This is a genomic window from Gillisia sp. Hel1_33_143 (assembly GCF_900104765.1).
GTDB lineage: Bacteria > Bacteroidota > Bacteroidia > Flavobacteriales > Flavobacteriaceae > Gillisia.
This window is the reverse complement of record NZ_LT629737.1, coordinates 1098346-1124986: the sequence shown is the minus strand read 5'-3', so window position 1 is coordinate 1124986 and position 26641 is coordinate 1098346. Positions and strand designations below refer to the sequence as shown.

At 35.1% G+C, this 26641-nt stretch carries 26 protein-coding genes; 20 read left to right on the top strand and 6 right to left on the bottom strand.

The annotated features are described in order from the left end of the window. Positions 1-26: 26 nt before the first annotated feature. Together BLT84_RS05000 and BLT84_RS04995 are read right to left on the bottom strand one after the other, a co-directional pair. A complete protein-coding gene (locus BLT84_RS05000) occupies positions 27-2030 on the bottom strand; it encodes a fumarate reductase/succinate dehydrogenase flavoprotein subunit (RefSeq protein WP_034886994.1) in 2004 nt (667 codons plus the stop codon). Positions 2031-2042: 12 nt separating this feature from the next. Continuing rightward, complete coding sequence (locus tag BLT84_RS04995; protein WP_034886995.1) at positions 2043-2705, bottom strand: succinate dehydrogenase cytochrome b subunit; 663 nt, start codon at positions 2703-2705, stop codon at positions 2043-2045. Between the two features lie 286 nt (positions 2706-2991). Here BLT84_RS04995 and BLT84_RS04990 point away from each other — a divergent pair, with 286 nt between their 5' ends. The 3 genes from BLT84_RS04990 (at position 2992) to BLT84_RS04980 (ending at position 5629) form a co-directional block, all read left to right on the top strand. Then, positions 2992-3912 carry a DnaJ C-terminal domain-containing protein gene (locus tag BLT84_RS04990; RefSeq protein ID WP_091263326.1) on the top strand — a complete coding sequence of 307 codons (921 nt, stop codon included), beginning with the start codon at positions 2992-2994 and terminating at the stop codon, positions 3910-3912. Further along, complete coding sequence (locus BLT84_RS04985) at positions 3909-4199, top strand: chaperone modulator CbpM (protein ID WP_091263324.1); 291 nt, start codon at positions 3909-3911, stop codon at positions 4197-4199. Before BLT84_RS04990 ends, BLT84_RS04985 begins: the two co-directional genes overlap by 4 nt. A 137-nt stretch (positions 4200-4336) precedes the next feature. Then, a complete protein-coding gene (locus BLT84_RS04980; RefSeq protein WP_091263322.1) occupies positions 4337-5629 on the top strand; it encodes an aminopeptidase P family protein in 1293 nt (430 codons plus the stop codon). A gap of 130 nt (positions 5630-5759) precedes the next feature. Here BLT84_RS04980 and brnQ read toward each other — a convergent pair whose 3' ends face one another. Continuing rightward, positions 5760-7049 carry a branched-chain amino acid transport system II carrier protein gene (brnQ, locus tag BLT84_RS04975; RefSeq protein ID WP_091263320.1) on the bottom strand — a complete coding sequence of 430 codons (1290 nt, stop codon included), beginning with the start codon at positions 7047-7049 and terminating at the stop codon, positions 5760-5762. A 34-nt stretch (positions 7050-7083) separates the two neighbouring features. On the opposite strand from brnQ, the gene BLT84_RS04970 reads away from it, so the two are divergent. Both BLT84_RS04970 and BLT84_RS04965 read left to right on the top strand, forming a co-directional pair. Further along, positions 7084-7854, top strand: coding sequence for an alpha/beta fold hydrolase (locus BLT84_RS04970; RefSeq protein ID WP_091263318.1), 771 nt, complete (start codon positions 7084-7086; stop codon positions 7852-7854). Between the two features lie 71 nt (positions 7855-7925). Further along, complete coding sequence (locus tag BLT84_RS04965; RefSeq protein WP_034887001.1) at positions 7926-8183, top strand: hypothetical protein; 258 nt, start codon at positions 7926-7928, stop codon at positions 8181-8183. A gap of 1 nt (position 8184) precedes the next feature. Here BLT84_RS04965 and thiL read toward each other — a convergent pair whose 3' ends face one another. Further along, positions 8185-9243 (bottom strand): thiamine-phosphate kinase, encoded by a 1059-nt coding sequence (thiL, locus tag BLT84_RS04960; protein WP_034887002.1) that lies wholly within the window; start codon positions 9241-9243, stop codon positions 8185-8187. Between the two features lie 279 nt (positions 9244-9522). Here thiL and BLT84_RS04955 point away from each other — a divergent pair, with 279 nt between their 5' ends. From BLT84_RS04955 to BLT84_RS04895, 13 genes are all read left to right on the top strand, one after another. Then, positions 9523-9852: a HesB/IscA family protein gene (locus tag BLT84_RS04955; RefSeq protein ID WP_034887003.1), complete on the top strand. Its 330-nt coding sequence runs from the start codon at positions 9523-9525 to the stop codon at positions 9850-9852. 247 nt (positions 9853-10099) lie between these two features. Further along, a complete protein-coding gene (gene sufB, locus BLT84_RS04950; protein WP_034887004.1) occupies positions 10100-11545 on the top strand; it encodes a Fe-S cluster assembly protein SufB in 1446 nt (481 codons plus the stop codon). 10 nt (positions 11546-11555) lie between these two features. Beyond that, entirely contained in the window at positions 11556-11945 is a 390-nt protein-coding gene (locus tag BLT84_RS04945) for a hypothetical protein (protein ID WP_091263316.1), read from the top strand. Between the two features lie 36 nt (positions 11946-11981). After that, positions 11982-12737, top strand: coding sequence for a Fe-S cluster assembly ATPase SufC (gene sufC, locus BLT84_RS04940; RefSeq protein WP_034887006.1), 756 nt, complete (start codon positions 11982-11984; stop codon positions 12735-12737). 112 nt (positions 12738-12849) lie between these two features. Further along, complete coding sequence (sufD, locus tag BLT84_RS04935; protein ID WP_091263313.1) at positions 12850-14166, top strand: Fe-S cluster assembly protein SufD; 1317 nt, start codon at positions 12850-12852, stop codon at positions 14164-14166. Between the two features lie 39 nt (positions 14167-14205). Then, entirely contained in the window at positions 14206-15444 is a 1239-nt protein-coding gene (locus BLT84_RS04930) for an aminotransferase class V-fold PLP-dependent enzyme (RefSeq protein ID WP_091263311.1), read from the top strand. Positions 15445-15608: 164 nt separating this feature from the next. Then, positions 15609-16043 (top strand): hypothetical protein, encoded by a 435-nt coding sequence (locus BLT84_RS04925; protein WP_091263309.1) that lies wholly within the window; start codon positions 15609-15611, stop codon positions 16041-16043. 40 nt (positions 16044-16083) lie between these two features. Next, entirely contained in the window at positions 16084-16506 is a 423-nt protein-coding gene (locus tag BLT84_RS04920) for a SufE family protein (protein WP_034887010.1), read from the top strand. Between the two features lies 1 nt (position 16507). Further along, complete coding sequence (locus BLT84_RS04915) at positions 16508-16831, top strand: SUF system Fe-S cluster assembly protein (protein WP_034887011.1); 324 nt, start codon at positions 16508-16510, stop codon at positions 16829-16831. 19 nt (positions 16832-16850) lie between these two features. Next, positions 16851-17372, top strand: a complete 522-nt coding sequence (locus BLT84_RS04910) for a DUF2480 family protein (protein WP_034887012.1) — start codon at positions 16851-16853, stop codon at positions 17370-17372. After that, positions 17369-18268: a DUF3078 domain-containing protein gene (locus tag BLT84_RS04905; protein WP_091263307.1), complete on the top strand. Its 900-nt coding sequence runs from the start codon at positions 17369-17371 to the stop codon at positions 18266-18268. The genes BLT84_RS04910 and BLT84_RS04905 overlap by 4 nt, the downstream gene beginning before the upstream one ends. A gap of 141 nt (positions 18269-18409) precedes the next feature. After that, entirely contained in the window at positions 18410-19633 is a 1224-nt protein-coding gene (hflX, locus tag BLT84_RS04900; RefSeq protein WP_034887014.1) for a GTPase HflX, read from the top strand. Between the two features lie 59 nt (positions 19634-19692). Beyond that, the gene (locus BLT84_RS04895) at positions 19693-20670 is read left to right on the top strand and encodes an endonuclease (protein WP_091263305.1); all 978 of its coding nucleotides are present in this window, start codon (positions 19693-19695) and stop codon (positions 20668-20670) included. Here the strand turns inward: BLT84_RS04895 and BLT84_RS04890 are convergent. After that, on the bottom strand, positions 20667-22049 hold the full coding sequence (locus tag BLT84_RS04890) for a DUF5689 domain-containing protein (protein ID WP_091263303.1): 1383 nt from the start codon (positions 22047-22049) through the stop codon (positions 20667-20669). The genes BLT84_RS04895 and BLT84_RS04890 overlap by 4 nt on opposite strands. A gap of 11 nt (positions 22050-22060) precedes the next feature. Then, positions 22061-24889, bottom strand: coding sequence for a carboxypeptidase-like regulatory domain-containing protein (locus BLT84_RS04885; RefSeq protein WP_091263301.1), 2829 nt, complete (start codon positions 24887-24889; stop codon positions 22061-22063). Positions 24890-24984: 95 nt separating this feature from the next. On the opposite strand from BLT84_RS04885, the gene BLT84_RS04880 reads away from it, so the two are divergent. Together BLT84_RS04880 and BLT84_RS04875 are read left to right on the top strand one after the other, a co-directional pair. Then, entirely contained in the window at positions 24985-26067 is a 1083-nt protein-coding gene (locus BLT84_RS04880; RefSeq protein WP_231929485.1) for an endonuclease/exonuclease/phosphatase family protein, read from the top strand. Between the two features lie 97 nt (positions 26068-26164). Continuing rightward, positions 26165-26638, top strand: a complete 474-nt coding sequence (locus BLT84_RS04875) for a hypothetical protein (RefSeq protein ID WP_091263299.1) — start codon at positions 26165-26167, stop codon at positions 26636-26638. The last annotated feature ends 3 nt before the right edge of the window (positions 26639-26641 follow it).

Genomic DNA, 26641 nt, shown 5'->3' with positions numbered 1-26641 from the left:
AATTGCTCAATACTACTATCTCATTACTATTTATAACTTCTTGTTTTCAATTCAATGTTCTCAAATACTAGGTTTTCTTTATGCAAGATAGCATCGGCCGGTTTCCCTGTGTATTCCCACGCAGCTACATATTTGAAGTTTTCATCATCTCTTAATGCTTCTCCATCTTCAGTTTGATACTCTTCTCTAAAGTGACCTCCACAAGATTCTTCTCTATGTAAGGCATCTTTAGCAAAAAGTTCTCCTAGTTCTAAGAAATCTGCAACTCTTCCTGCTTTTTCTAATTCGGCATTCTTAGTATTTGCAGCACCTGGAATTTTCACATTCTTCCAGAAATCTTCTCTCAAAGCAGCTATCTCATCAATAGCTTCTCTAAGTTCTGTAGCGTTTCTAGACATCCCACATTTATTCCACATGATCTTCCCTAATTTCTTATGGTAAGAATCTACAGAATGTTGCCCAGAAGCATTCATCAACTTATTAATTCTATCTGTAACTTCTTTTTCTGCAGCATCAAATTCTGATGTATCTGTTGGAATCTTACCTGTTCTAATATCTTTAGAAAGATAATCTCCAATAGTATAAGGAAGTACAAAATATCCATCTGCCAAACCTTGCATTAAAGCCGAAGCTCCAAGTCTGTTTGCTCCATGGTCTGAGAAGTTTGCTTCTCCAGCCGCATAACATCCAGGGATGGTAGTTTGAAGGTTATAATCTACCCAAAGACCACCCATGGTATAGTGAACTGCAGGATAGATCATCATTGGAGTTTTATACGGATTTTGATCTACGATCTTCTCATACATCTGGAATAAGTTTCCGTATTTAGCTTCAACAACATCTCTACCTAATTTATATATTTCTTCTTTAGAAGCATCTTTATGACCCATTGTAAAGGCCTTTTCTTTTCCGTAACGCTCAATTGCACTTGCAAAATCTAAGAATACTGCTTCTCCTGTTTTATTTACTCCAAAACCGGCATCACAACGCTCTTTAGCTGCTCTAGATGCAACATCACGAGGAACAAGGTTACCAAACGCAGGATAACGACGTTCTAAGTAATAATCTCTATCTTCTTCTTTAAGCTCTGTAGGCTTAAGTTTTCCTTCTCTAATTGCTACAGCATCTTCTTTCTTCTTCGGAACCCAGATACGTCCATCATTTCTTAAAGACTCAGACATCAATGTTAATTTAGACTGATGATCTCCAGAAACCGGGATACAAGTTGGGTGAATTTGAGTGTAACAAGGGTTTGCAAAGTAAGCACCTCTACGGTGAGCTCTCCATGCAGCCATTACATTACTTCCCATAGCATTTGTAGAAAGGTAGAATACGTTACCGTATCCACCAGAAGCTAATACTACGGCATGAGCAGAATGACGCTCTATTGCTCCGGTTACCATATCTCTAGCAATAATACCACGAGCTTTTCCGCCTACCAATACTACATCCATCATTTCATGACGGTTAAAAGATTGGATCTTTCCACGGTTAATCTGGCGGTTCATTGCAGAATACGCTCCTAATAATAATTGTTGTCCTGTTTGTCCTTTTGCATAAAATGTACGTGAAACAAGTACTCCACCAAAAGAACGATTGTCTAAGTATCCACCATAATCGCGAGCAAAAGGAACTCCTTGTGCCACACACTGGTCTATTATATTTCCAGAAACTTCTGCCAAACGGTAAACGTTTCCTTCACGAGAACGGTAATCCCCACCCTTCACAGTATCGTAAAACAATCTGTAATCTGAGTCACCATCTCCTTGGTAATTTTTTGATGCGTTAATTCCTCCTTGAGCTGCAATAGAATGCGCTCGTCTTGGAGAATCCTGGTAGCAAAATGTTTTTACATTATAGCCTAGCTCTGCTAAAGTTGCTGCTGCACTACCACCAGCAAGTCCTGTTCCTACTACAATAACATCTATATTACGCTTGTTGGCAGGATTTACCAGGTTAATGTTATTCTTATAGTTCGTCCATTTATCTGATAATGGCCCTTCCGGTATTTTCGAATCTAAAACTGACATAAATCTCTCCTATTAAACGTTATTAAAATGATGGAAAAGTGCTATAAAAATAAAGCCTAACGGAATAACTATAGCGTATGCTACAGTAAAGCCTCTTAATCCTTTAGAATATTTATTGTTGAAACCAACAGATTGGAAAGAAGATGAGAAACCGTGTAATAAGTGAAGCATTAAAAAGATGAATGACAACACATAAAGTCCTGTTCTAACCGGACTATGAAACTTTTCTACCAATTCTCCATAATATCTTGTTGCATCTTCAGGATTAGATTCTACATATTTGTGAACTAATTCTGGTACCCAAAAATCATAAAAGTGAAGTCCTAAGAAAGCTAATACCACCGCCCCAGACCAGATCATGTTTCTAGACATCCAGCTAGAGTTAGCACTTCCATTATAACGTACGTAGTTTATACTTCTCGCCTTTCTGTTTTGGATCTCTAATACAAATCCCATTATAAAGTGAAAACAAACTCCAAATATTAATACCGGCTGCAATAGCGCCTGTACTAAAAAGTTGGTTCCCATAAAATGAGAAAGCTCATTAAAAACATCCGGACTTATCACCGAAGTTAAGTTAATCGTGAAATGCTGAGCTAAAAATAGAACTAGAAAAAGTCCCGATAAGGCCATAGCAAACTTTTTCGCTACTGAAGATTTTAGTAATCCACCCATTGGTTTGATTATTTTATAAAATTTTAACAGCAAAAATACATCTGAAAATAGTTACTCACAAACTTTAGCAACTATTTTACCCTCAATTTAGAACTAATTCAAAGTACTTTAATAATTGTTGAAGTTTGATTATCAAAAGTTGGCAACACAATCTTTAATTCCCTTCACTATCCAACCTCCAAATTGATATTCAAAATTGATCAAATATTAAAATATCAACATTTTTGAAAAGCTTAACCCATTGGCAGCGTCATTTTTAGTAATTTCAAGAGCAGAAAAAACATCCATGGATTTTATAGACTATTACAAAATTCTCGAACTTGATAAATCTGCCACCCAAGCAGACATCAAAAAAGCATATAGAAAATTAGCACGCAAATTTCATCCAGACCTGAATCCGAATGATAAGACCGCTCAGGCAAAATTTCAGCAAATCAATGAAGCAAATGAAGTTTTGAGCGACCCGGAGAACAGAAAGAAATATGATGAATATGGGAAAGACTGGAAACATGCAGACCAATTTGAACAAGCTAAGCAGCAACGTTCTCAAGGTGGAGGCGGTTTTGGTGGATTTGGCGGAGGCCAGCAACAATACTCCGGAAATTTTGATGATGATAGATTTTCAGATTTCTTTGAAGAAATGTTCGGCGGAAGAGCTGGCGCAGGAGGTACAGGAAGAGGTAGAACCACTCATTTTAAAGGACAGGATTTTAACGCAGAACTTCAGCTTAATTTAAAAGATATCTATACCAGCCAAAAACAAACCATCACTGTTAATGGTAAAAATATTAGGTTAACTATCCCTGCCGGGGTAGAAAATGGACAAACAATAAAAATTAAAGGTCATGGAGGCCCAGGAGTTCAGGGAGGACCTAAAGGAGATCTTTTAATAACGTTCAATATTCGAAACAACACCAATTTTAAAAGAGAGAAAGAGAATTTATACGCAACGGTAGACCTAGATTTCTATACAGCATTATTGGGAGGAGAAATTACTGTTGATACATTTACCGGTAAAGTAAAATTAACAGTAAAACCTGAAACCCAATCTGGCACCAAGGTTAAGTTAAAAGGAAAAGGTTTTCCTAAATACAAGAAAGAAGCACAATTTGGAGACTTGTATATTACCTACCAAATTAAAATGCCTTCCGATCTTTCAGCTAAAGAAAAAGAACTATTTCAAGAACTTCAAAAATTACGATCATGAATTTAGAAGAATTAGTAGCCACAGAAGACTTATGCACCAAATACAGCGTAGAAGGCACTTTTATTAGGAGCTTGAATGATAGCGGATTGCTAGAAATTATAACTGTTGAAAAGACAGAATATGTGCATTGCGATAATATCTCCGATTTTGAAAAATTGCGTAGAATGCATTATGATCTTCATATAAACATAGAAGGCTTGGAGGCTGTAGAGAACTTACTTAATCAGGTTAAAAAACTTCAAAAATCTAATCTTCAGCTTAGAAATAGATTGAATTTATATGAATAAGCCATTTGTTAAAGAAATCTAAAATCTTTTAAAGTTAGTTTAACAGCTTTTGAAAATAGCTTTCCTAATTTTGAAAATCTCACGGGAATTATGTCCTGACAGAGGTAGAATAGATTAAAAAAATTAAATTCAATTTCATGAAATACGACCAAATAGATCGAAAACTTTTTATTAAGAACAGAAAGAACTTTATGGCTAGAATGAAGCCTAATAGTTTAGCGGTCTTCAATTCTAATGATATTTACCCAATTGGTGCAGATAGCACTATGCCATTTCAACAAGCGCGAGATATATTTTATTTGAGCGGTGTAGACCAAGATAAAAGTATCTTAGTGCTATTCCCAGACGCTCTCTTGGAGAAACACAGAGAGATCTTATTCCTAACAGAAACCAATGATCATATTGCTGTTTGGGAAGGTGAAAAGTTAACCAAAGAAAAAGCGTTGGAAACTAGCGGGATAAAAACTGTATACTGGCTTAAAGATTTTGACAAAGTTTTCTTTGAGGTGATGACGCAATGTGAGACCGTATATTTCAATACCAATGAACATTATCGTGCAAATGTTGAAACCGAAACTCGAGAAGCTCGATTTGTAGAATGGTGCAAGAAGAAATATCCTGCACACCAGGTTGCGAAGAGCAATCCAATATTACAAAGATTGCGTTCTGTAAAAGATCAGATAGAATTAGATCTTATGCAAAAGGCATGTGATATAACCGAAAAAGCTTTCCGGAGAACTTTAAATTTTGTGAAACCCGGAACTTGGGAATATCAGATCGAGGCGGAGTATATGCACGAATTTTTAAATAATAGATCTAATGGATTTGCATACACTCCAATTATAGCAAGCGGAAACAATGCGAACGTGCTTCACTATATAGAGAACAATCAGCAATGTAAAGCGGGAGATCTTATACTTTTAGATACCGGAGCAGAATATGCAAATTACGCTAGCGATATGTCTAGAACAATTCCTGTTTCCGGGAAATTCTCTAAAAGACAGAAAGAAGTTTATAACGCGGTGAATAGAGTAAAGAATGAAGCTCAAAAAATGTTAGTTCCTGGAACTATGTGGGCAGAATACCATGTGGAAGTGGGAAAATTAATGACCTCTGAACTTATTGGCTTAGGGTTGTTGGATAAAGCCGATGTTAAAAATGAAGATCCAGATTGGCCAGCCTATAAAAAGTATTTCATGCACGGTACGTCTCACCATATTGGTTTGGACACGCATGATTATGGAATTTTGACAGAACCTATGGAGGCGAATCAAGTTTTTACGGTAGAGCCTGGAATTTATATTCCTGCAGAAGGATTTGGAATTAGATTGGAAGACGACTTGGTAATTCAGCCAAAAGGAGAACCTTTCAACTTAATGCGCAATATTCCTATTGAAGCAGACGAGATAGAAGATATTATGAATTCTTAGAATTCTGAATTTTAAAGCTGCCTTAAGCATATTTTTTTCGTTAAGCTGAACTTGTTTCTGCTTTTAACTATAAGTTAAGATTCTGAAATAAATTCAGAATGACGGATTTTAGGAACTTAAGGCAGTTTTTTTATGCGCTAATTTCAGATTTCTTTTGAATAAAATTCTGATATAATAATGCTGCAAGAAATACTAGTAGCGCAGGAATTACCCATCCCAATCCATAATCTGCAAGTGGAATTAAACGCTTTACATTATCGAAAGATTCTGGAGATATCAAATATTTAAAGGCATCCGGCAAACTGAAGATGATAGTTGCAACTACAGTTGTAGTCATTATTAATCGGGTTCTCCAATGCTCCGGAAGCACGTTCAAAATAATTAAAACAATGGTAACAGGATAGATAAGCAAAAGTACCGGCAAAGCAAATTCTATTATGGCATTAACAGATAATGCACCTATAACTATCCCCATTAAACAGGCTAATACCACCGTAACAGGATAAACAATTGGCTTACCTATTCTTTCAGTTAGAAAATCTGCAGTTCCTGTTACTATGCCTACTGCGGTTGTAAAGCAAGCTAATGCTACTAGAATAGCTAGTGCAATTTGAGCTAAACTTCCTAAATTTAAAAGGCTTATTCCTGAAAGTAATTCGGTTCTAGTAATGGTATCCGGAAATTCTGAATTTACCATGGCGCCGTTATAAATTAATCCGCCATAGACAAATAGCAATCCGAGAGCAGCTAAGAAAGCAGAAGTGGTAATAATAGTTCTAATTTCTGAAGGGCTTGTAAATCCTTTCAGCTTAACAGAGATAATGATTACCCCTCCAACTACCAAAGCAGCAATGGCATCAAAAGTTTGATATCCTTCAAAAAAACCTGAAAGTATAGGCATTTCTGTTACCGGTTCATCCATGGGCAAATATTCTGAAAAGAATCCGGAGAAAATGATTATCAATAATAATAACAAGATTGCAGGGGTTAAGAATTTCCCCATGTTATTCACAACTGTAGATCTTTTGATCACGAATATGAACACCAAAAAATAATATACAATACTTGTTGTTAATGGAGTGATATCAAAAAAAGGAGCAATCGCAATTTCGTGCGTTACAGCCGCCGTTCTTGGAGCAGGAATTGCAACCGCTATCATATATACCAATATGCAGAAGATAACACTAAATACAGGAGATATCTTATTTGCAAAATTAAACATACTTCCCTGTAATCTTGCATGGGCTAAGATTCCCAATAACGGAATTCCTATCCCAGAGATCACAAATCCTAATGCTACCAAATACCATTCTCTCCCGGCAAAAAAGCCTAAATATGGGGGTAGTATTAAATTACCGGCTCCAAAAAATAAGGCAAATAAAGCAAATCCTACAATAAAGGTTTCTTTGGTAAATTTCATTTTGAATTCTAAAATATTATAATATATTAATTACATGACGCTAAACTACAGAAATACGCAGTTATATTATACCTCCAAAGGTATTGGAAATCCAATAGTTTTCTTACATGGATTTTTAGAAAGCAGCAATATGTGGGAATCTTTCATTCCTTCCCTTTCAGAAAAAAGACAGGTAATATGCATTGACCTACCGGGTCACGGGCGGTCGGGAAATTTAGAGAAAGTGCATAGTATGGAATTAATGGCGGAGGCCGTTCATTATATCCTTTCTTATTTAAAAGTTAGTAGATCAACATTAGTAGGACACTCTATGGGTGGATATGTAAGCTTAGCTTATGCGGAAAAGTATCCTTCAGAAATTTCTGGCTTGGTTCTTATGAATTCTACTCCAGATGAAGATTCTGAAGAACGAAAGGAAACTAGAGACAGAGCAGCGTCTTTGGTTGAGCGAAATAAAGCAGCCTTTATAAACATGGCAATTTCTAATTTGATATCAGAAGAAAATAGCTTGAAGTTCAAGAATGAATTAGATGAGCTGAAAAAAGAGGCTCTAAAGTTTTCTACCACAGGAATTATAGCCGCAATAAAAGGGATGAAAATTCGTACAAATAGATTAGAGATCTTAACGAATCTAAAAATTCCAAAATATCTTATAGCAGGTAAAAATGACCCAATATTAGATTATCATAGCATAAAAGAGATCGCTAATCATTGTAAGAGCGAACTCTTGAGTTTAAATGACGGTCACTTGTCTTATTTAGAAAATAGGGATGAGATAAAAAGTTTTCTGCACTTAATCGATTAATTATACCTTTTAACCAATTATTTAACTTTTTTTTATAATTTTACACTTACAATCAAGCAAATCAACCTTTTATGGAGAACAAAAATCTTAAGTCATTTTCCTTTGCAAACGCGATCTGCAAAATATTTGGCCACAAATTAGAGGTCTCAAAAAATGTAACAGATCACATTCACGAATATAAATGTGCTAAATGCGGCTTAGAACTTACAGATACAGCGAATGGCTTTATAGCAAGACTTACCCCAAAGTTCAAAGAAACCAATGAATATATAAGAAAGATTCACAAAAAGCGTTGCCAGAGAGTATATGCCAACCACGCTACTTCTTAATTTAGGCTTCGTCTTCTCTTTCTAACGCGTTCCAACCTTTAGCTATTAAAGGGATCTTAGTATTGCCTCGAGTTATTAAGTGCATACCTTCCCTCTCCTCTGTCATGTGGCCGATGATGCTAAAATTTGGATTGCCTTTAATTTTTTCAAAATCCTCTTGAGCAACTGTAAACAGTAATTCGTAATCTTCTCCACCGCTAAGAGCTATTGTGGTACTATCTATTTCAAATTCTTCACACGCTGCAATCACAGCGGGATCTAATGGAATTTTATCTTCAAATAGGTTTACTCCTACTTTAGAGTTCTTACATAGATGAATAATTTCAGAAGATAGACCATCACTTATATCTATCATAGATGTAGGCTTCACTTCCAAGCCTTTCAACAATCCAGAAATATCTCTACGCGCTTCCGGTTTCAACTGTCTTTCAATTAAATAGGTATATGCATCTAGGTCTGGCTGAGAATTTGGATTTACCTTAAAAACTTCCTTCTCACGCTCCAAGATCTGCAATCCCATATATGCTGCACCAAGATCTCCGGTTACCACTAGAAGATCATTGGGTTTTGCACCATCTCTATACACTACATCTTCCTTAGCCGCACTCCCAATAGCAGTAATGCTAATTAAAAGTCCCTTGGTAGAAGAAGTAGTATCTCCTCCAACCACATCTATATTATATATTTTAGCCGCCAGCTCTATTCCTGCATATAATTCTTCTAAAGCCTCTACAGGAAAACGATTGGAACAGGCAATTCCCACAGTAATTTGGGACGCAATTCCATTCATTGCATACACATCAGATAAATTAACCATTACCGCTTTGTACCCTAAGTGTTTTAGAGGCATATAAGCAAGATCAAAATGGACTCCTTCTACAAGAAGATCTGTAGTTACCAAGGTTTGTTTGTCTTTAAAATCCATTACTGCAGCATCATCTCCTATAGATCTAATGGTAGATGCCAACTTGGGAGCCAGATTTTTGGTTAAGAGGTCTATTAGACCAAATTCGCCTAATTCTGAAAGGTTTGTTTTGCTTTGGTGACTATCTTCTAACATAATTGAAGTTTTGAAATGCAAAATAAATGAATATTATTTCAACATCCCCCATTTAATCGGGATTTTAAGAAATTCATTCTAAACACAAACCATTTTAATGGCGAACCTAATTTTTAAAGTAGATTATACAACTGATTAGATGCATAATAGCACTTTAATAATATTATTTTCTTCCATTGTAACTGCCTATGCTCCTATACTTAAATCAAATCTATAGGATATGGTAAACCGTTTGTTTTGTAGTATATTTGCACAAAATTAAGACTAATCTTTTTAGCTATGATAAAGGTAAGCGAAGACGCAAAAAAAAGGATTGCATTGCTCATGTCTGATGAAGGCTATAATGCTTCTACAGATTTTGTGCGTGTAGGTGTGAAAAGTGGCGGATGCTCTGGATTGTCCTATGAATTGAAATTTGATAAATCTCAAGCAGATAACGATAAATTATTTGAAGACAACGAAGTAAAGATCGTTGTAGATAAAAAAAGTGTATTGTATTTAGCCGGAACTATTTTGGAATATTCTGGAGGATTAAACGGAAAAGGATTTGTTTTTAACAATCCAAACGCACAACGTACCTGTGGATGCGGTGAAAGTTTTTCACTATAAGTGGTAATTTTCAGATCCAAGATTCCATACCAGCAATTAAAAGATCCTGCTTAGAGATTCGATAATTATATAGAGTTTTTTTGAGGAATAATATATCAAAATAACAATTGATACAGCGCACAACAAATCACTTGTGCTTGGAAAACATAAAAGATGCTTAAAACGATACTTGCAGTTAAAGTTATTTTTAAGCAAATAAGTTTAAACAATTTTAAACTTTGAATTAAAGAATATTGAACATTAGAATATGGCATATACTGAAGACGATTTAAAGAAGGAGCTCGAGACAAAAGAGTATGAGTATGGATTTTATACCGATTTCAAATCTGATACTTTTCCTATTGGTTTGAACGAAGATATTGTTCGCGCAATTTCTAAGAAAAAAGAGGAGCCGGAATGGATGACCAACTGGAGACTAGAGGCTTTTCGCATTTGGGAAGAGATGACAGAACCGGAATGGGCTAATGTACATTACCAAAAACCAGATTTTCAAGCGATCTCTTATTATTCATCTCCAACATCTGTAGACCCTAATAAGACCTTAGATGATGTAGATCCTGATCTTTTAGCGATGTACAAAAAATTAGGGATCTCTGTAGATGAGCAAAAGAAGATGAATAATATTGCAATGGATATTGTAGTAGATTCTGTATCTGTTGCTACTACCTTCAAAAAAACATTGGCAGAAAAGGGAATCATATTTATGAGTATCTCTGAAGCAATAAAAGAATACCCTGAACTTGTGAAGAAATATCTTGGAACTGTGGTTCCTCAGAAAGATAATTTTTATGCAGCACTAAATTCGGCAGTATTTAGTGATGGTTCTTTTTGCTACATTCCTAAAGGAGTAAAGTGCCCAATGGAACTTTCTACTTATTTTAGGATCAATCAGGCAGGAACCGGTCAGTTTGAAAGAACTTTATTGGTTGCCGATGAAGATAGCTATGTAAGTTATTTAGAAGGATGTACTGCTCCAACAAGAGATGAAAATCAATTACACGCTGCAGTTGTAGAACTTATTGCTTTAGATGGAGCAGAAATTAAGTATTCTACAGTTCAAAACTGGTATCCTGGAAGTAAAGAAGGAAAAGGTGGGGTTTATAACTTTGTGACTAAACGTGGTCTTTGTGAGAAAAACGCTAAGATCTCATGGACGCAGGTTGAAACCGGTTCTGCTGTAACCTGGAAATATCCATCTTGTATCTTAAAAGGAGATAATTCTATAGGAGAGTTCTACTCTATTGCCGTTACTAATAATTATCAGCAAGCGGATACAGGAACAAAAATGATCCACCTTGGTAAGAATACTAAGAGTACCATTATTTCTAAAGGGATTTCTGCAGGAAAATCTCAGAATTCTTACAGAGGATTAGTTCAGATAAACAGTAGAGCAGAGAACGCTCGAAATTTCTCTCAATGTGATTCATTATTGATGGGGAATAAATGTGGAGCGCATACTTTTCCATATATAGAAGTTAAAAATAAATCTGCTAAGGTGGAGCATGAAGCTACTACCAGTAAGATTGGTGAAGACCAAATCTTTTATTGTAACCAGCGCGGTATAGATACTGAAAAGGCAATTGCCTTGATCGTAAATGGTTTTAGTAAAGAAGTATTAAATAAACTTCCTATGGAATTTGCCGTAGAAGCTCAAAAATTGTTAGAGATCTCTTTAGAGGGTTCTGTAGGATAAATAAGTAAGAATGTTAAAAAGACTATTTTTCATATTTGCCCTTATTGCCACTACGGTATCTTGTGAGAACGAAACGCAATCTACTGTAGAGAATGAAGTTGAAGTTAAAGCTGTGGACAGCATTCAGAATTACAAAGGAAATTTTATTTCTGTAGGAAACTCTGCTGTACTTAAAGGAGACCAGTTTGTATTTCAGGTTCAATTAGATTCTGTGACTGCAGATCTCAAAAAAAGCTTTAATGAATACACATTAGAGAACGCAACTATAGTTCCGGTAGAAGTTAAGGGTAAGGTTATAGATAGTAAAAAATCAACAGGATATTCACAGGTAATTGAAATTACAGAAGTTGTAAAGATCTTTGCCGAAAAGAAACCTGCAAACGAAGAATTAAAGAAGTAAAAATGTCCGGTTGTAACGGATGTATACCATATAATTATGCTTAAAATAAAGAATTTACACGCAAACATAGAGGATAAGGAAATCCTTAAAGGAATTAATCTTGAAATAAATCCAGGAGAGGTACACGCTATCATGGGTCCTAACGGATCTGGAAAAAGTACGTTATCTTCTGTTATTGCAGGAAAGGAAGAATATGAGATGACAGCTGGAGAGATTATTTTTGAAGGTAAAGACCTTACAGAATTAGATCCTGAAGAAAGAGCACATGCTGGTGTCTTCTTATCTTTTCAATATCCTGTAGAGATTCCTGGAGTTTCTGTAACCAACTTTATGAAAGCCTCTATTAACGCCCACAGAAAATCTAAAGGATTAGAAGACATGCCGGCTAATGAGATGTTGAAACTAATTCGTGAGAAATCTGAATTATTAGAGATAGACAGAAAGTTTTTATCTCGTTCTCTAAACCAAGGATTCTCAGGTGGTGAAAAGAAGAGAAATGAGATCTTTCAAATGGCTATGCTAGAGCCTAAATTGGCCATTTTAGATGAAACAGATTCTGGTTTGGATATAGATGCTTTGAAAGTGGTTTCTAAAGGTGTAAATGCTTTGAAAAGTAAAGACAACGCGGTATTAGTGATCACGCACTACCAACGTTTGTTAGACTACATAGTTCCAGATTTTGTACATGTTATGCTGGATGGTAAGATTGTAAAATCTGGTGGAAAAGAACTTGCTTTAGAGCTAGAGGAAAGAGGATATGACTGGATTAAACAAGAGAATGCAGTTTCTTAAATAATTCTGAGCAGCAATTATTATTGCAGAATGAATTATTAAAGAATAAAAATTAGAGCCTTGTTGGTTTTAGAGATATGACCTGTTTAGGCAATGAAAATTGAAAAACATTATGGAATTAAAAGATAAATTAATCTCTTCCTTTTTAGCTTTTGAAGAAGCCTTAGATACAGATTCGGACATACATCAGTTAAGATATGATGCTATAAAAGAATTTGAATCTCTTGGTTTTCCTACAAAAAAACAGGAAGCTTGGAAATACACTTCCCTTAATTCAATATTAAAAGAAGATTATAGTGTATTCCCTAAAAAGGAGGATGCAATAGAATACCGTGATATTAAGAAATATCTTATTCATGATATAGATACCTATAACCTTGTATTTATAGATGGGATTTTCTCTTCACATCTTTCTCAAACTACACATGATAAGATTGATGTTTGTTTGATGTCTTCTGCGCTAAATAAGCCAAAATATAAGGATCTAATAGATACTTATTTCAATAAATTAGTAACTAAAGAAAATGGATTTACTCCTTTAAATACTGCATTTTCTAGAGAAGGGGCATTTATTCATATACATAAGAATCAGGTTGCAGATAAGCCTATTCAGATCATTAATTTCTCTACGGGAAATGAATCAGCATTATTGGTTCAGCCTCGAAATTTGATCATTGCAGATGAGAACTCTCAAGTTCAGATCATAGAGCGTCATCAAAGTCTAACAGAGAATCCTGTGCTTACCAATTCGGTTACAGAGATCTTTGCAGCTAAGAGAGCTATTATAGATTATTATAAGATTCAAAATGATAAATCTTCCGCTTCTTTAATAGATAACACCTATGTAGACCAAAAAGATGATAGTAATTGTTCTATGCATACCTTTTCCTTTGGAGGAAAGTTAACCAGAAACAATTTAAACTTTTATCAAAAAGGAGAGCACTGTGATTCTACCTTAAAAGGGATAACCATAATTGAAGAAAAACAGCATGTAGACCATAATACGCTAGTTCACCATATTTCTCCTAATTGCGAAAGTCATCAGGACTATAAAGGGATCTTTGCAGATACCTCTGTTGGAGTTTTCAACGGAAAAGTATTGGTAAATAAAGAGGCTCAGAAAATAAACGCTTTTCAGGCAAATAACAACATCTTGTTGGATGATAAAGCTACCATCAACGCAAAACCTCAATTAGAGATCTTTGCAGATGATGTAAAATGTAGTCACGGTTGTACCATTGGGCAATTAGATGAAGAGTCTTTATTCTATTTAAGATCTAGAGGTATTCCGCTAAAAGAAGCTAAGGCTTTATTGATGTACGCTTTTGCTAACAATGTTTTGGAAAGTGTAAAAATTCCAGAGATCAAAAAAAGAATTACACACCAGATCGCTCTTAAATTAGGAGTGAGCTTAGGATTCGATCTATAAGCCTTATTATAGTATCCTTCCAAAAAAAGTAAAAATTATATGAAAGTTGCTGCAGAAAAAATTCCGTTCGACCTTGAAAAGATCAGAAATGATTTTCCAATTTTAAAGCGGAAAGTCAATGGACATCCCTTGGTGTATTTTGACAATGCAGCTACTTCTCAAACTCCGCAACAAGTCATAAATGTTATTGTAGATTATTATTCAAACTACAATGCCAACATTCATCGTGGAGTGCACACATTATCTCAAGAGGCTACAGATAAGTACGAAGAGGCTAGAAAGACCATTCAGACGCATTTTAATGCTGAAAAATCTTACGAGATCATATTTACTTCAGGAACTACTCATGGAATAAACATGGTGGCTAACGGTTTTGCCTCCTTGCTTGAAAAAGATGATGAAATAATTGTTTCTGCCTTGGAGCATCATTCTAACATTGTGCCTTGGCAAATGTTATGTGAGAAAACCGGAGCTATTCTTAAAGTGATTCCTATGTCTCAAAATGGAGAATTGATCTTTGAAGAATATGAAAAGTTGCTTTCAGACAAGACCAAAATGGTCTTTGTAAATCACGTTTCGAACGCCCTTGGTACCGTAAATCCTATTAAGAAAATCATAGATGCAGCTCATGCCATTGGAGCAGCGGTTTTGGTAGATGGAGCTCAGGCAGCACCACATATTAAAGCAGATGTTCAAGAATTGGATGTAGATTTTTATGTGACTTCTGCTCATAAAATATGTGGACCCACAGGAGTTGGAGTGCTTTATGGTAAAGAAGAATGGCTTAAAAAACTTCCTCCCTATCAAGGTGGCGGTGAAATGATTGCTACGGTTACTTTTGAAAAGACAACTTATGCAGATTTGCCTCATAAATTTGAAGCTGGAACTCCAAATATTTGTGGAGGTATTGCATTTGGGGCCGCTTTAGATTACATGAATGCTATTGGTTTTGATACTATTGCCAACTACGAGCATCAGTTGTTGGAGTATGCAACTTCAGAATTATTAGCGATAGAAGGAGTTAAGATCTACGGAACTTCTAAGGATAAAACGGCTGTCATCTCTTTTAATATTGAAGGTATTCATCCTTACGATATTGGAACCATCATAGATAAACTTGGAATTGCTGTAAGAACAGGTCACCATTGCGCACAGCCTATTATGGATTTCTATAAGATCCCGGGAACAGTAAGAGCTTCCTTTGCCTTTTACAACAGTTTTGAAGAGATAGATCTTTTTATTGCTGCGGTAAAAAGAGCTAAATCTATGTTGGAGTAAATTTTATTATCACCTGAGCGAAGACGGAGGGTTTATCTCATTTCAAAACATCTCGACTCCGCTCGATAATAGCATGTAGAAATATCCAAAAACACTTCAGTCTTAAAAACCACCAATAATTCGCCTCCTTTTCGTATTATTAATTTCTGTAAACAATTCATAATATGAAATATATAGTCTTGGCCATTATCTCATTACTGGCATTAAAATCTTGTTCTCAAGAAGCAGATCAGCAGAAAGAAAATATGATATTTACTTATGATGAATTTTCAAGAGGCTTTGCAAACTCGTATATCATTACTAAAGAAGATATCACGGTTAAATCCGGCACTATAGATGATCTTATTAAGTCCAGACCAATTACAGCAGAAGAATATCAAAATTTGATCGACTTAACAGAAGCCATAGATATAAGAACACTTAATGCATACGAGTCAGATTCTGATGAGAGAAATCGGGATGCCGCTGCACATGCCGAACTTAATGTAAAATGGAATGATGTGGTGTACAATTCTAAAACCTTTGATAAAGGCAATGCGCCCAAACCACTTGTTCCATTGGTTAATGCTATAATAAGATTAGCAGAAACTGTTGAATAGCAAAACAGGTTATTGTATTTTTGCACCAAATTATAGATATATGAGTATTAAGGAAAATCAGCAAGAAATAGTAGAGGAGTTCTCCATGTTCGATGACTGGATGGAACGATATGAGTATATGATTGAGCTGGGAAAATCTCTACCTCTTATAGATGAAAAATATAAAGTTGAAGAAAACCTTATAAAAGGCTGTCAGAGTAAAGTGTGGGTTCACGCACAATTAGATGGAAATAAGTTGAACTTTACTGCAGATAGTGATGCAATTATTACAAAAGGGATAGTTGCCATTCTTATTCGTGCATTTTCCAATCAACATCCTTCAGAAATATTAGAATCAGACACACAATTTATAGATGATATTGGGCTTAAAGAACATCTTTCTCCCACCCGAGCCAATGGTTTGGTAAGTATGATCAAGCAGCTTAAAATGTATGCATTAGCATATCAAACACAATTAGATTAAAATGGAACAAGAAATAAACACCGAAGAATTAGGAGAAAAGATAGTAAAGGTTTTAAAAACTATCTATGATCCAGAAATTCCTGTAGATATATATGAACTAGGTCTAATTTATGACGTTATGGTTAATACAGACTATGATGTAAAAATTTTAATGACATTAACAACTCCTAACTGTCCTGTGGCAGAATCTTTACCTAGAGAAGTAGAAGAAAGAGTGAAATCTGTAGACACGGTAAAAGATTGTGAAGTAGAAATTACTTTTGATCCACCATGGACGCAAGATCTTATGAGTGAGGAAGCCAAATTAGAATTAGGCCTACTATAATTTAAAAAATAACTGTACTATGTCTACTGAAATTATTAATAGAGTAGCAAACAGCAAGCTTATAACTTTTGATCTAGAAGACTACTATCCTAAAGGGGAGCGTAGTCTTTTTGATATTAAAGACTGGCTGCTTGAAGGACTTGTTCTAAGAGAAACCATCTTTAGAGAAAAAGCAATGGCTCATGATTGGAGTAAGTATAAAGACCAATATGTAGCACTTACCTGCTCTACAGATGCAATAATTCCGGCCTGGGCTTATATGCTTTTAGCTACCCATTTACAGCCATATGCTAAAAAAGTAATCTCTGGAGATCTCGAACTATTAGAGACTATATTATATACAGAGATCATTCAAAATATGGATCTAAGTGCTCTGGAAGGAAAACCGGTTATTGTTAAGGGATGCTCCCATAAACCAGTTCCGGAGAATGCATATCTATTGCTTATTGAAAAATTGCAACCTATTGTAAAGAGCGTACTTTATGGAGAAGCATGCTCCTCTGTACCTTTATTTAAACAAAAAAACACAGCTCAAAAATGAAAAAAATGCTCTTGGCCTTAACCCTAGCTTTTGCTGCTAATTTTGCGAATGCACAGGATAAAAAGAAAGATTCTATCCCGCCAAATGGATGGACTAAGGATGGTAACATACAACTGCTTTTTAACCAATCTGCTTTTAATAAAGAGTGGAAAGGAGGTGGTACTTCAAGTGTCTCAGGAAACTTAACATTGAACTATGATCTTAATTATAGAATGAATGATTTTACTTGGGATAATAAATTGCTGGCAAATTACGGCCTAACGAAAACTAAAGATGATGAGTTTACAAGAAAGACTAGTGACAGAATAGAGTTTAATTCTATTGCAGGTAAACAATTGACAGATTCTAATTGGTATTATTCTTATTTCTTTAATTTTAGAAGTCAGATCGCAAAAGGATATGAATACAGTGAAGATACAGACACCGGAGAGACTATTCGTACAGAAACTACTCATTTCTTTTCTCCTGCTTATTTACAAACTGGACCTGGCATGATGTGGAAAAAGAACGACAATTTCATGTTTAATATAGCTCCGGCTACAGCACGCTTTATTTTTGTGGATGATGTTTTTACATCTGGAGTAGATTATGTAGATGGAGATTATTTTGGAGTAGATCAAGGAAAATCTAGTAGGTTTGAATTTGGTGCCTCTATTAGCGCTTTAGCCACATTTGAAATTCTAGAGAATGTAAATATGGAGAACTCTATTAATCTATATTCTAATTACCTTGATAATCCCGGTAATATAGATATAGATTATCTAATGAACATGGAAATGACCATTAACAGATATCTCTCAGCAAATTTATTATTTCAAGCTATTTATGATGATAATGCCGTTGGAGCCTTTCAAATTAGAGAAGTCTTTGGACTCGGTATCAATTATAAGATCTAAGAAACATTAACGTATACTAAACTTCTAAAATAGCTGCTTAAAAAATTTTTAAGCAGCTATTTTTTTTGTGTTCTAGTTAAATTTATGTTGAATTATTAGCTTTAAAACACCGATTAACATCAATTGTTTAACTTTGTGACTATGATAGAAAAGACTGATTTAAATTACGAAAAAGCTGTCCTAATAGGTATAGTTACCCAAGATCAGGATGAAAGCAAATTAAAAGAATATCTAGACGAACTAGAATTTCTTACTTATACCGCAGGGGGTGAAGTCCTAAAACGTTTCACTCAAAAAATGGACAAACCAGATCCAAAAACCTTTATGGGTTCTGGGAAGATCATGGAGGTAAAACAATTTATTGATGATAATGAAGTTGGAACTGCCATTTTTGATGATGAATTATCGCCAGCACAACAAAAGAACATAGAAAAGATCCTTAATGTTAAGATCTTAGATAGAACCAACCTCATCCTAGATATTTTTGCTCAAAGAGCACAAACCAGTTATGCACGTACTCAGGTAGAATTGGCACAATATCAATATTTATTGCCTAGACTTGCGGGTATGTGGACTCACTTGGAGCGTCAGCGTGGTGGTATTGGAATGCGCGGTCCCGGGGAAACAGAAATAGAGACAGATAGACGTATTGTACGAGATAAGATAGCCCTATTAAAGAAAAAAATAGAGGTTATAGATAAACAAATGGAAGTACAGCGTGGTAATCGTGGTGCTCTGGTTAGAGTTGCTTTAGTAGGATATACCAACGTTGGAAAATCTACTCTTATGAATGTTGTTAGTAAGAGTGAGGTTTTTGCTGAAAACAAACTTTTTGCAACCTTAGATACTACAGTAAGAAAAGTGGTAATTCGCAACCTCCCTTTCTTGCTTACAGATACTGTAGGATTTATTAGAAAACTTCCTACCCAATTGGTAGAATCTTTTAAATCTACTCTAGACGAGGTAAGAGAAGCAGATCTGTTGTTACACGTAGTAGATATCTCTCATGAGAATTTTGATGACCATATTGAATCTGTAAATCAAACCTTGGCAGATATTAAGAGTAGCAATAAACCTACTATCATGGTTTTTAATAAGATTGATGCTTATACAGAGACCAAAATTGAGGAAGACGATCTTATTACAGAAAAAACGGAAGAACACTATTCTTTAGAAGATTGGAAACGTACCTGGATGAATAGAATGGGTGATAATGTGATCTTTATCTCTGCGCTGAACAAAGAGAATATAGAAGATTTTAGACGTAAAGTTTACGAAGCTGTTAGAGATATTCATATTACTAGATTTCCTTACAATAACTTCTTATATCCGGAATACGATAAGTATACAGATGAAGAAGAATAAAATTCATGGCCTCTTTTAAAATGGAGGCCATTTTTAATTTCATTTAATCCTATTTAACCTTGAGCTATAATCTTTATAATATTGCATTCTATAATGTTGAAAATTTATTCGACACCATAAATGATCCTCATACCTGGGATGATGATAGAACTCCTGAAGGCAAGGATCTTTGGACCATGGAGAAATATGAAGATAAAATAAAGAATATCTCTAGAGTTATTTCTGAAATTGGGCATGAGAGTACTAAAACCGCCCCTGCGGTGATCGGACTTTGCGAAATAGAAAATCTAACGGTTTTAGAAGATCTTGTAAATCACCCTAATCTTTCCCCTTTTAACTACAAGATCGTGCATTATGATTCTCCCGACAAACGCGGAATTGATGTAGCACTTCTATATCAAGAATCTTTATTTACGGTTCATCATTCAGAACCAAAATCTCTAATAATCAATTATTTAGATGATGAAAATAGAAGGTTTTACACTAGAGATCAGCTATTAGTTTCAGGGAGTTTAAATGGTGAAAATGTTAATCTGATAATAAATCATTGGCCATCTCGAGGCGAGGGAATAGAAGAAACTAATTATCGCAGAGAAAAAGCTGCAATGCTTAACAAAGAAATTATAGAAGAGCTTTACCATAAAGATCCAAAGGCTAAGATCATTAGCATGGGAGATTTTAACGATGGTCCTAACAGCAAGAGTTTTAAAGAGATATTACAAACCAATAGCAATATTGCCCTAATAGATGAGCAACAATTGCATAATCCCATGGAGATCATGTCTCAAAAAGGTAAGGGCTCTGTTGCTCATAGAGATGAATGGCACTTGTTCGATCAGATCCTTATTTCAGACTCATTTGTTGGTAATGTAGAGGGTTTACAGTTCTATGATGCCAAAATATTTAGCATGCCTTACCTCATTTCCTTATCTGGTCAATATCAGGGTTTTCCTTTTAGAAGTTATGACTTTGATGGCTATACCGGTGGGTTTTCAGATCATTTTCCGGTATATATTTCGCTTATCAAACACGATTAATTTCCCGTTACCCGTACATTATCAATATCATACGTAGTGGTTTTATCTGGAGCAGATCCTAGATATTTAAATGCAATATTCACATTCCCATTAAAACAGGAAATATCAAATTCAGATTTTTTGAAGATGAGTCCGTTTTGGTTAGATGGCCCTTTAGGAACCTGAGCATCTAAAAGCTTCCAATTGGTGGTTCGCGGATTTCCAGTAAAATCATCAGTTATATAAACGGTTAAAATAGTAGCATTATCAAAAGATGCCTTAATTTCAAAGGTTAGTACCTCCTCTATACTTTTATCCAAATTAATATTCGGAGTAACCAACCAAACTTCCATGGGACTTTCCATCGTATTATAAGCAGAAACCCTCAGAAATCTATTTCCTAAAAGTGTAGCATCTTCAAAACGCTTACCTCCATTGATGTTGATATTGGTCCAGCCTTTTCTATCTAACATGTTTTCATTGGTAATAGCATTAAAGTTCTCTTCAAATAATAACTCAACCCCCATTTCTGTTTCATTACCACAGGTAAAGAACTCCGGGTCACATCTGCTACCGCTGCTAAAATTCAGATCTTTTGGAGAATTCAATATCAATACAAAATGGTCATCATAAAAATTCCTTGATAGTACACCTGTAATGCTTCCGCTACCTTTAGGCAGTAGCATTGATTTAAAATCTGAATAGGTGCTAGTGCTTAACATTGTTGTGAAACCATCTATACAACTCTCTAATTGCCGCTCTGCATCATATCTATCTGTACTTTCTCCTGCTAAGCTGAAAATATGAGCATCCCTAACCAGATTCTTATTGAATTGAACGTCTTCCACCTGAACATAAAGATTAGCATACGCCAACGAAAACTCAGATAACGTAAGCGATATGGGTGTAATATTCTCTCTCTTTATAGATTTGATAAGATGTTCTTCTATTAATGCTTTTGGAATTACCACAACATCTCCTCTATTCTGAATACCTAACTGCATAACGCCATTATTCTTCCAAAGACTCAAACCATCTAATTTTATATAAAGTTTTCTCCCAAACTCGTAAGAATTGAATAGGGATGCATCATCTACAAGTATTTGTATTCCTGAAGTTGGATTTTCAGGCTTATCTTGCAACACTAACTTCTTATAGAAGTTTCCTCCTTCATCACTAGAAATTACGTAGCCTTCCATAAAAACATCTGTTTCCTGAAAAGTGTATATTTCTTTGGTCTCTATATTATAATGCCCTTTTACGGCAGATATACTGGTGGTAATACCATTAAAATCATCTTTAAGGCTTTCCGGTTCCGGAAGTTCAAAATCATCTGTGTTTACACAAGAAATGCATAGCACAATTAGGATACTTAGACTGGTATAGAATCTTGATCTCATAATCTTAAATTTTAAAATCTCACATACATATTTGCATAATATGTGGTACCGTTTCCGTACCAATATTTATTACCAAAAACTGGCTGTTCTCTTTCTTTATCTGATAATAGGTTTCTAAAATTTGCATTTCTCGCCTGTTCAAATCCCCCGGTTTTATATACCTTATCAAGAACATTGTTAATGCTTATAAAGAATCCTAAATAGTAACCACCCTTCAGCAACCATGATTTACCACCAATGACGTTTACGAGCATATAATTATCAAATTGCTCTTGAACAAGTAAACTTTTTGCTCTTTCTTCATCATAATCAATAAGAGTAAAGCCATCAACATCTTTAGAAAAATTACTGGTTCTGTTTAAAGGGGCAATATCTGCATAGGCATTAGAAAAATAATTTACGGTAGTTCCAAACCACCAATAATCCGGATCGCGGTATTCAAAGCCAATTTGAGCTGCATTTTGTGGTCCACCGGCAATTCTATAATTCTTTAAATAAGATTGACCATAACTTATAGCAGATTCAAAATTGTTAGAGGTTAATACCAGCTCAGGATTATTGCTATAGGTAAACTGCCCCAGAGCGGCAGCACCTTTAATTTTAAAGGTAGTGGTGATCTGATATTCTGCTCCCAACTCTACTCCAAAAAATTGTTTATCTATTCCCTTAAGAATTTCCTGAACAAAGGCAGTAGTTCCCGCTTGTCCTAAGCCAGAAAGTCCATCTGCGTAATAAAATGAAATTTCAGTGGCATCTTTTACTTCTGATGCATAACCGGTAATTCTCAATTTAAGATTTGGCGTTCTATAACGGTAGCTTAGATCTACTGTATTCAGTATTTCTGAAGTTAGGTCTTTAACCGTATTGTTATTTTCTCTAGGATTGGAAAAAGAATTCTTTAATGTTGGGGCATTAGTTAGGTAAGCTGCATTCACTTCAATTAAATGTTTGCCGGAAAGTTTGTAGGTACCGCCCCCTTTAATCCCAAAATCTGTGAAATTTAATTGATCACTCTTTCCTAACGAGTTATTAGGAAAATGACCATTTCTGAAAAGTCCATTTCTTAGATAGCTAGTTTGAGAGATTTCTAAAGCAGCGTAGAGATCCCATCTACTATACCTCCATTGCGCCTGAGCAAATGCGTTTAAAATATCTGCAGTAAAGTTGAAATTATATTTATACTTAGCATCTTCTCCAACCAATCTGTTTCTATTTTCCAGATCGCTTTGGGCCGTTACACCTTCAGTATCTTCTGCATTTGCTTCCGCAAAAAAATCGATGTCTAAGTAAGCGTTTCCTCCTAAAAGGTCTCTTATGGAAGCAAAATTTTCGCTTTGTAAATGCGTATAATTCAATCGTGAATTAATAATAAGATGATCATTTGGTTTACTAAAAAATATTGTATTTGCAGAGAATTGAGTGTCATCTGTTCTATCTTCAGAAATAACATAAATAGAATTTCCTCCATTTTCTGTAGCGATTCTATTCGCATTATATATTTGGTTCCAATTTACCTGACCTTCATCTTTTAGATATTGTGCGGCTAAATATGCGGCTTCATAATTCTGATTATTCTCAAATCTTAAGAAATAGCTTGGAAGCTTCTGGTAATAAGAAGGATCTGGATTTGAACCACCCCCTATATAACTTTCCTGTCCATTTTCACTAATAATCAATCTCGTTCCACCATAATCTATTCTAGTATTGGCTGTTTTTCCAAATTGATATGCAAGATTAGTGTTGAGTTCTGTAGTTTCTGAAAGTTTCCAGAAATGGTTCAACATTAAAACGGGTTCTTTTATCTCCTTCAATCTCGAATTTCTTATCTCTCCATCTTGAACCCCCCAGAATGAGTTGTAAGTCTGCCCTTTAAGATCTATGACTTCCTGAGTATTGGCAGAAGATTTCCCTCTGGTTACGGGCGTATAAAATCCGGAGAAATTAAGACTGTGAGCAGCATTGATTTTCTTTTCTATAGAAATAAAGAATGAGTTGGAATTATAAGGCGTACCCTCTATAAACCCTTCTTCCGCAAATCTTCTTGAAGCAGATATAGAGTAAAACCAGCCATTTGTTAATTCTCCAGAATTATAGGTGGCCATAATTCTGCCTTTATAACTTCTATTAGCCAAGGCATAAGATAGCCTCGTACCTTTTTGGAATTGTGATGCTCTCATGGTAATATTAGTAGTTCCAGCCAAAGCTCCAAAACTAACTTCGCTTGCGGTGGTTCCCATTGAAAATTGCTGATTGCGTTGTACGTCATTCAATCCACCCCAATTGCTCCACTGGGGCCTTCCATTAAAGATTTTGTTCATCTCAATCCCATTAATGAGTAATCTTCCATATTCACTATCCAGTCCTCGAAGTCTAAAAAACGTAGCGCTAAAATCAAAAGCAGCAGCATTTAAGAATACATCTTTTGTAGCTTGAAGTAATCCAGAAACACTTGCTATATTGGCATCTTCTTCATTTAATTCAGCATCAGACAGGCTTATAATACCAATTTGAATTTGCTCTTTAAGAAGATCTGCTCTAAGCGATATGAGATCGAGATCTTTGTGTTCTCCTTGGCTAATATTTAAGGGTAAGCGTAGGTTTAGATATCCATTTTTAACAAACAGAAGTACCAGGTTACCCTCCGGTATTTCTCCAGAAATTATAAACTCTCCGTTATTGTTGCTTGAGCCATTAAAACCAGTTCCCTCAATGCTAATAGCAACCTCTTCTATTTTATTGAAAGTGGCGGCATCAACTACAGTTCCAGTAAGGGTGGTTTGTGCAGAAATATGAATGAAGGTGAGCAGCCCTAGCACCAAAATGAAATTACACTTTTTCATTTTATAAGTTGCTCGTTTTCAGTAAGTAAGTTTAAACTTTAATTTTGTAATTACCAATAAATCAGTAAATTAATCTTTGCTATAAATTCATACTTATGAATCAGAAATGTAAATTATTCTCAAAAATGATCTCTAAGATCGTGATATTTCCATCCTTACTATTTCTTGTAGCCAATAGTGTTTATGCACAATCAAAAGATTCTTATAAGGTGCATACTGTTGCTTTTTATAACGTTGAAAATCTATTTGATATTGAAAATGATTCCTTAACCTTCGATGATGATAGAACCCCGCTAGGAAAAGATGTTTGGACCTTAGAAAAATATCAGGACAAGCTGAAGAATATATCTAAAGTCATTTCAGAAATAGGAACTGAAACCGCTCAAAATTCTCCAGCGATCATTGGTCTTTGTGAGATCGAGAATTATATGGTGCTAGAAGACCTTATCAATCAACCTGCGTTAAAAGAGAAAAACTACGACATAGTTCATTATGATTCCCCAGACAGGCGTGGCGTAGATGTGGCCTTACTTTATCAAAAATCACTATTTACACCCACCAATTCCCAATCTCGAAGATTATTGATCTATGAACTGGAAGATCCTTTAAAAAGAGTATACACTCGAGATCAATTAGTAGTTACAGGAAATCTTGATGGAGAAGAAATAAATATAATCGTGAATCACTGGCCTTCCAGAAGTGGTGGAGAAGCCAGAAGCAGTTATAAAAGAGAACGTGCAGGGCAGTTAAATAAATTAATAATAGATTCCTTATATCAAATAGACCCTTATGCAAAGATCATAAGTATGGGCGATTTTAATGATGATCCAACTAATAAAAGCATCAAAAAAGTATTACATACAAAGGCCTCTAAAGAAGAGTTAGAAGTAAATGATTTTTATAATCCTATGGAGAACATGATGAAAAACGGGCGTGGAACTTTAGCATATAGAGACAGTTGGAATTTGTTCGATCAGATCCTACTTTCCGGAACTTTGGTAAATAGTAATTTAGAAGGCTATAAATTCTATAAGGCAGACATTTTTCAGAAAAATTATCTAATTACTACCAAAGGTCAATTTAAAGGGTATCCTTTCAGAAGCTACGATTATGGTGGTTACACTGGGGGTTATTCAGATCACTTTCCAGTGTTCATATATCTAGTTAAAAAACTATAATCTTAAAATATTTAACATTTATAATTATAATTGTTAAATTCTTAATAATATTACTATACCTTGCTTGTGAATTCCCATATAGGAATTCCAAATTAATATGACTAAAAGCACCATTCTTGTAATTTTTTCAATTTTACTTATTTCATTTTCTAGCATTGCGCAGGAAACCACTTCCGGAATCGAAGGAATGCGTAAAAATGCCATTTCCTTCAATATTTTAGGAACTACCCCATTTGTTGGAATAACCTACGATCGGATTGTTTCAGAAAATTTAAGTGTAGAAATAGGTGTTGGTATTCCAAGTGTAGGAGCGGGTTTTAAATACTATCCTTCCGGGATAAAAGAGTCTAAAATGTTGTTTCATATTGGCCTTACCGGAACTATTATTTCTGCTAAAGCATTAGATATATGGGGTTCTAGTGAAGATGATGCAGGAATTTTTGTAGCTTATCTTCCTATAGGAGTAAGTTTCTTTGGTGAAAAGGGATTTAATTTGGGGGTAGACCTAGGGCCCGCAGTGGCAGAAAAATTTGCTCCTTGGGGAAATGTTAAGGTTGGATATAGATTTTAGAAC

Bases quoted from the DNA above. Each gene is read 5' to 3' on its own strand.
- BLT84_RS05000 (WP_034886994.1), bottom strand. From the start codon at position 2,030: ATGTCAGTTTTAGATTCGAAAATACCGGAAGGGCCATTATCAGATAAA.
- BLT84_RS04995 (WP_034886995.1), bottom strand. From the start codon at position 2,705: ATGGGTGGATTACTAAAATCTTCAGTAGCGAAAAAGTTTGCTATGGCC.
- BLT84_RS04990 (WP_091263326.1), top strand. From the start codon at position 2,992: ATGGATTTTATAGACTATTACAAAATTCTCGAACTTGATAAATCTGCC.
- BLT84_RS04985 (WP_091263324.1), top strand. From the start codon at position 3,909: ATGAATTTAGAAGAATTAGTAGCCACAGAAGACTTATGCACCAAATAC.
- BLT84_RS04980 (WP_091263322.1), top strand. From the start codon at position 4,337: ATGAAATACGACCAAATAGATCGAAAACTTTTTATTAAGAACAGAAAG.
- brnQ (WP_091263320.1), bottom strand. From the start codon at position 7,049: ATGAAATTTACCAAAGAAACCTTTATTGTAGGATTTGCTTTATTTGCC.
- BLT84_RS04970 (WP_091263318.1), top strand. From the start codon at position 7,084: ATGACGCTAAACTACAGAAATACGCAGTTATATTATACCTCCAAAGGT.
- BLT84_RS04965 (WP_034887001.1), top strand. From the start codon at position 7,926: ATGGAGAACAAAAATCTTAAGTCATTTTCCTTTGCAAACGCGATCTGC.
- thiL (WP_034887002.1), bottom strand. From the start codon at position 9,243: ATGTTAGAAGATAGTCACCAAAGCAAAACAAACCTTTCAGAATTAGGC.
- BLT84_RS04955 (WP_034887003.1), top strand. From the start codon at position 9,523: ATGATAAAGGTAAGCGAAGACGCAAAAAAAAGGATTGCATTGCTCATG.
- sufB (WP_034887004.1), top strand. From the start codon at position 10,100: ATGGCATATACTGAAGACGATTTAAAGAAGGAGCTCGAGACAAAAGAG.
- BLT84_RS04945 (WP_091263316.1), top strand. From the start codon at position 11,556: ATGTTAAAAAGACTATTTTTCATATTTGCCCTTATTGCCACTACGGTA.
- sufC (WP_034887006.1), top strand. From the start codon at position 11,982: ATGCTTAAAATAAAGAATTTACACGCAAACATAGAGGATAAGGAAATC.
- sufD (WP_091263313.1), top strand. From the start codon at position 12,850: ATGGAATTAAAAGATAAATTAATCTCTTCCTTTTTAGCTTTTGAAGAA.
- BLT84_RS04930 (WP_091263311.1), top strand. From the start codon at position 14,206: ATGAAAGTTGCTGCAGAAAAAATTCCGTTCGACCTTGAAAAGATCAGA.
- BLT84_RS04925 (WP_091263309.1), top strand. From the start codon at position 15,609: ATGAAATATATAGTCTTGGCCATTATCTCATTACTGGCATTAAAATCT.
- BLT84_RS04920 (WP_034887010.1), top strand. From the start codon at position 16,084: ATGAGTATTAAGGAAAATCAGCAAGAAATAGTAGAGGAGTTCTCCATG.
- BLT84_RS04915 (WP_034887011.1), top strand. From the start codon at position 16,508: ATGGAACAAGAAATAAACACCGAAGAATTAGGAGAAAAGATAGTAAAG.
- BLT84_RS04910 (WP_034887012.1), top strand. From the start codon at position 16,851: ATGTCTACTGAAATTATTAATAGAGTAGCAAACAGCAAGCTTATAACT.
- BLT84_RS04905 (WP_091263307.1), top strand. From the start codon at position 17,369: ATGAAAAAAATGCTCTTGGCCTTAACCCTAGCTTTTGCTGCTAATTTT.
- hflX (WP_034887014.1), top strand. From the start codon at position 18,410: ATGATAGAAAAGACTGATTTAAATTACGAAAAAGCTGTCCTAATAGGT.
- BLT84_RS04890 (WP_091263303.1), bottom strand. From the start codon at position 22,049: ATGAGATCAAGATTCTATACCAGTCTAAGTATCCTAATTGTGCTATGC.
- BLT84_RS04885 (WP_091263301.1), bottom strand. From the start codon at position 24,889: ATGAAAAAGTGTAATTTCATTTTGGTGCTAGGGCTGCTCACCTTCATT.
- BLT84_RS04880 (WP_231929485.1), top strand. From the start codon at position 24,985: ATGAATCAGAAATGTAAATTATTCTCAAAAATGATCTCTAAGATCGTG.
- BLT84_RS04875 (WP_091263299.1), top strand. From the start codon at position 26,165: ATGACTAAAAGCACCATTCTTGTAATTTTTTCAATTTTACTTATTTCA.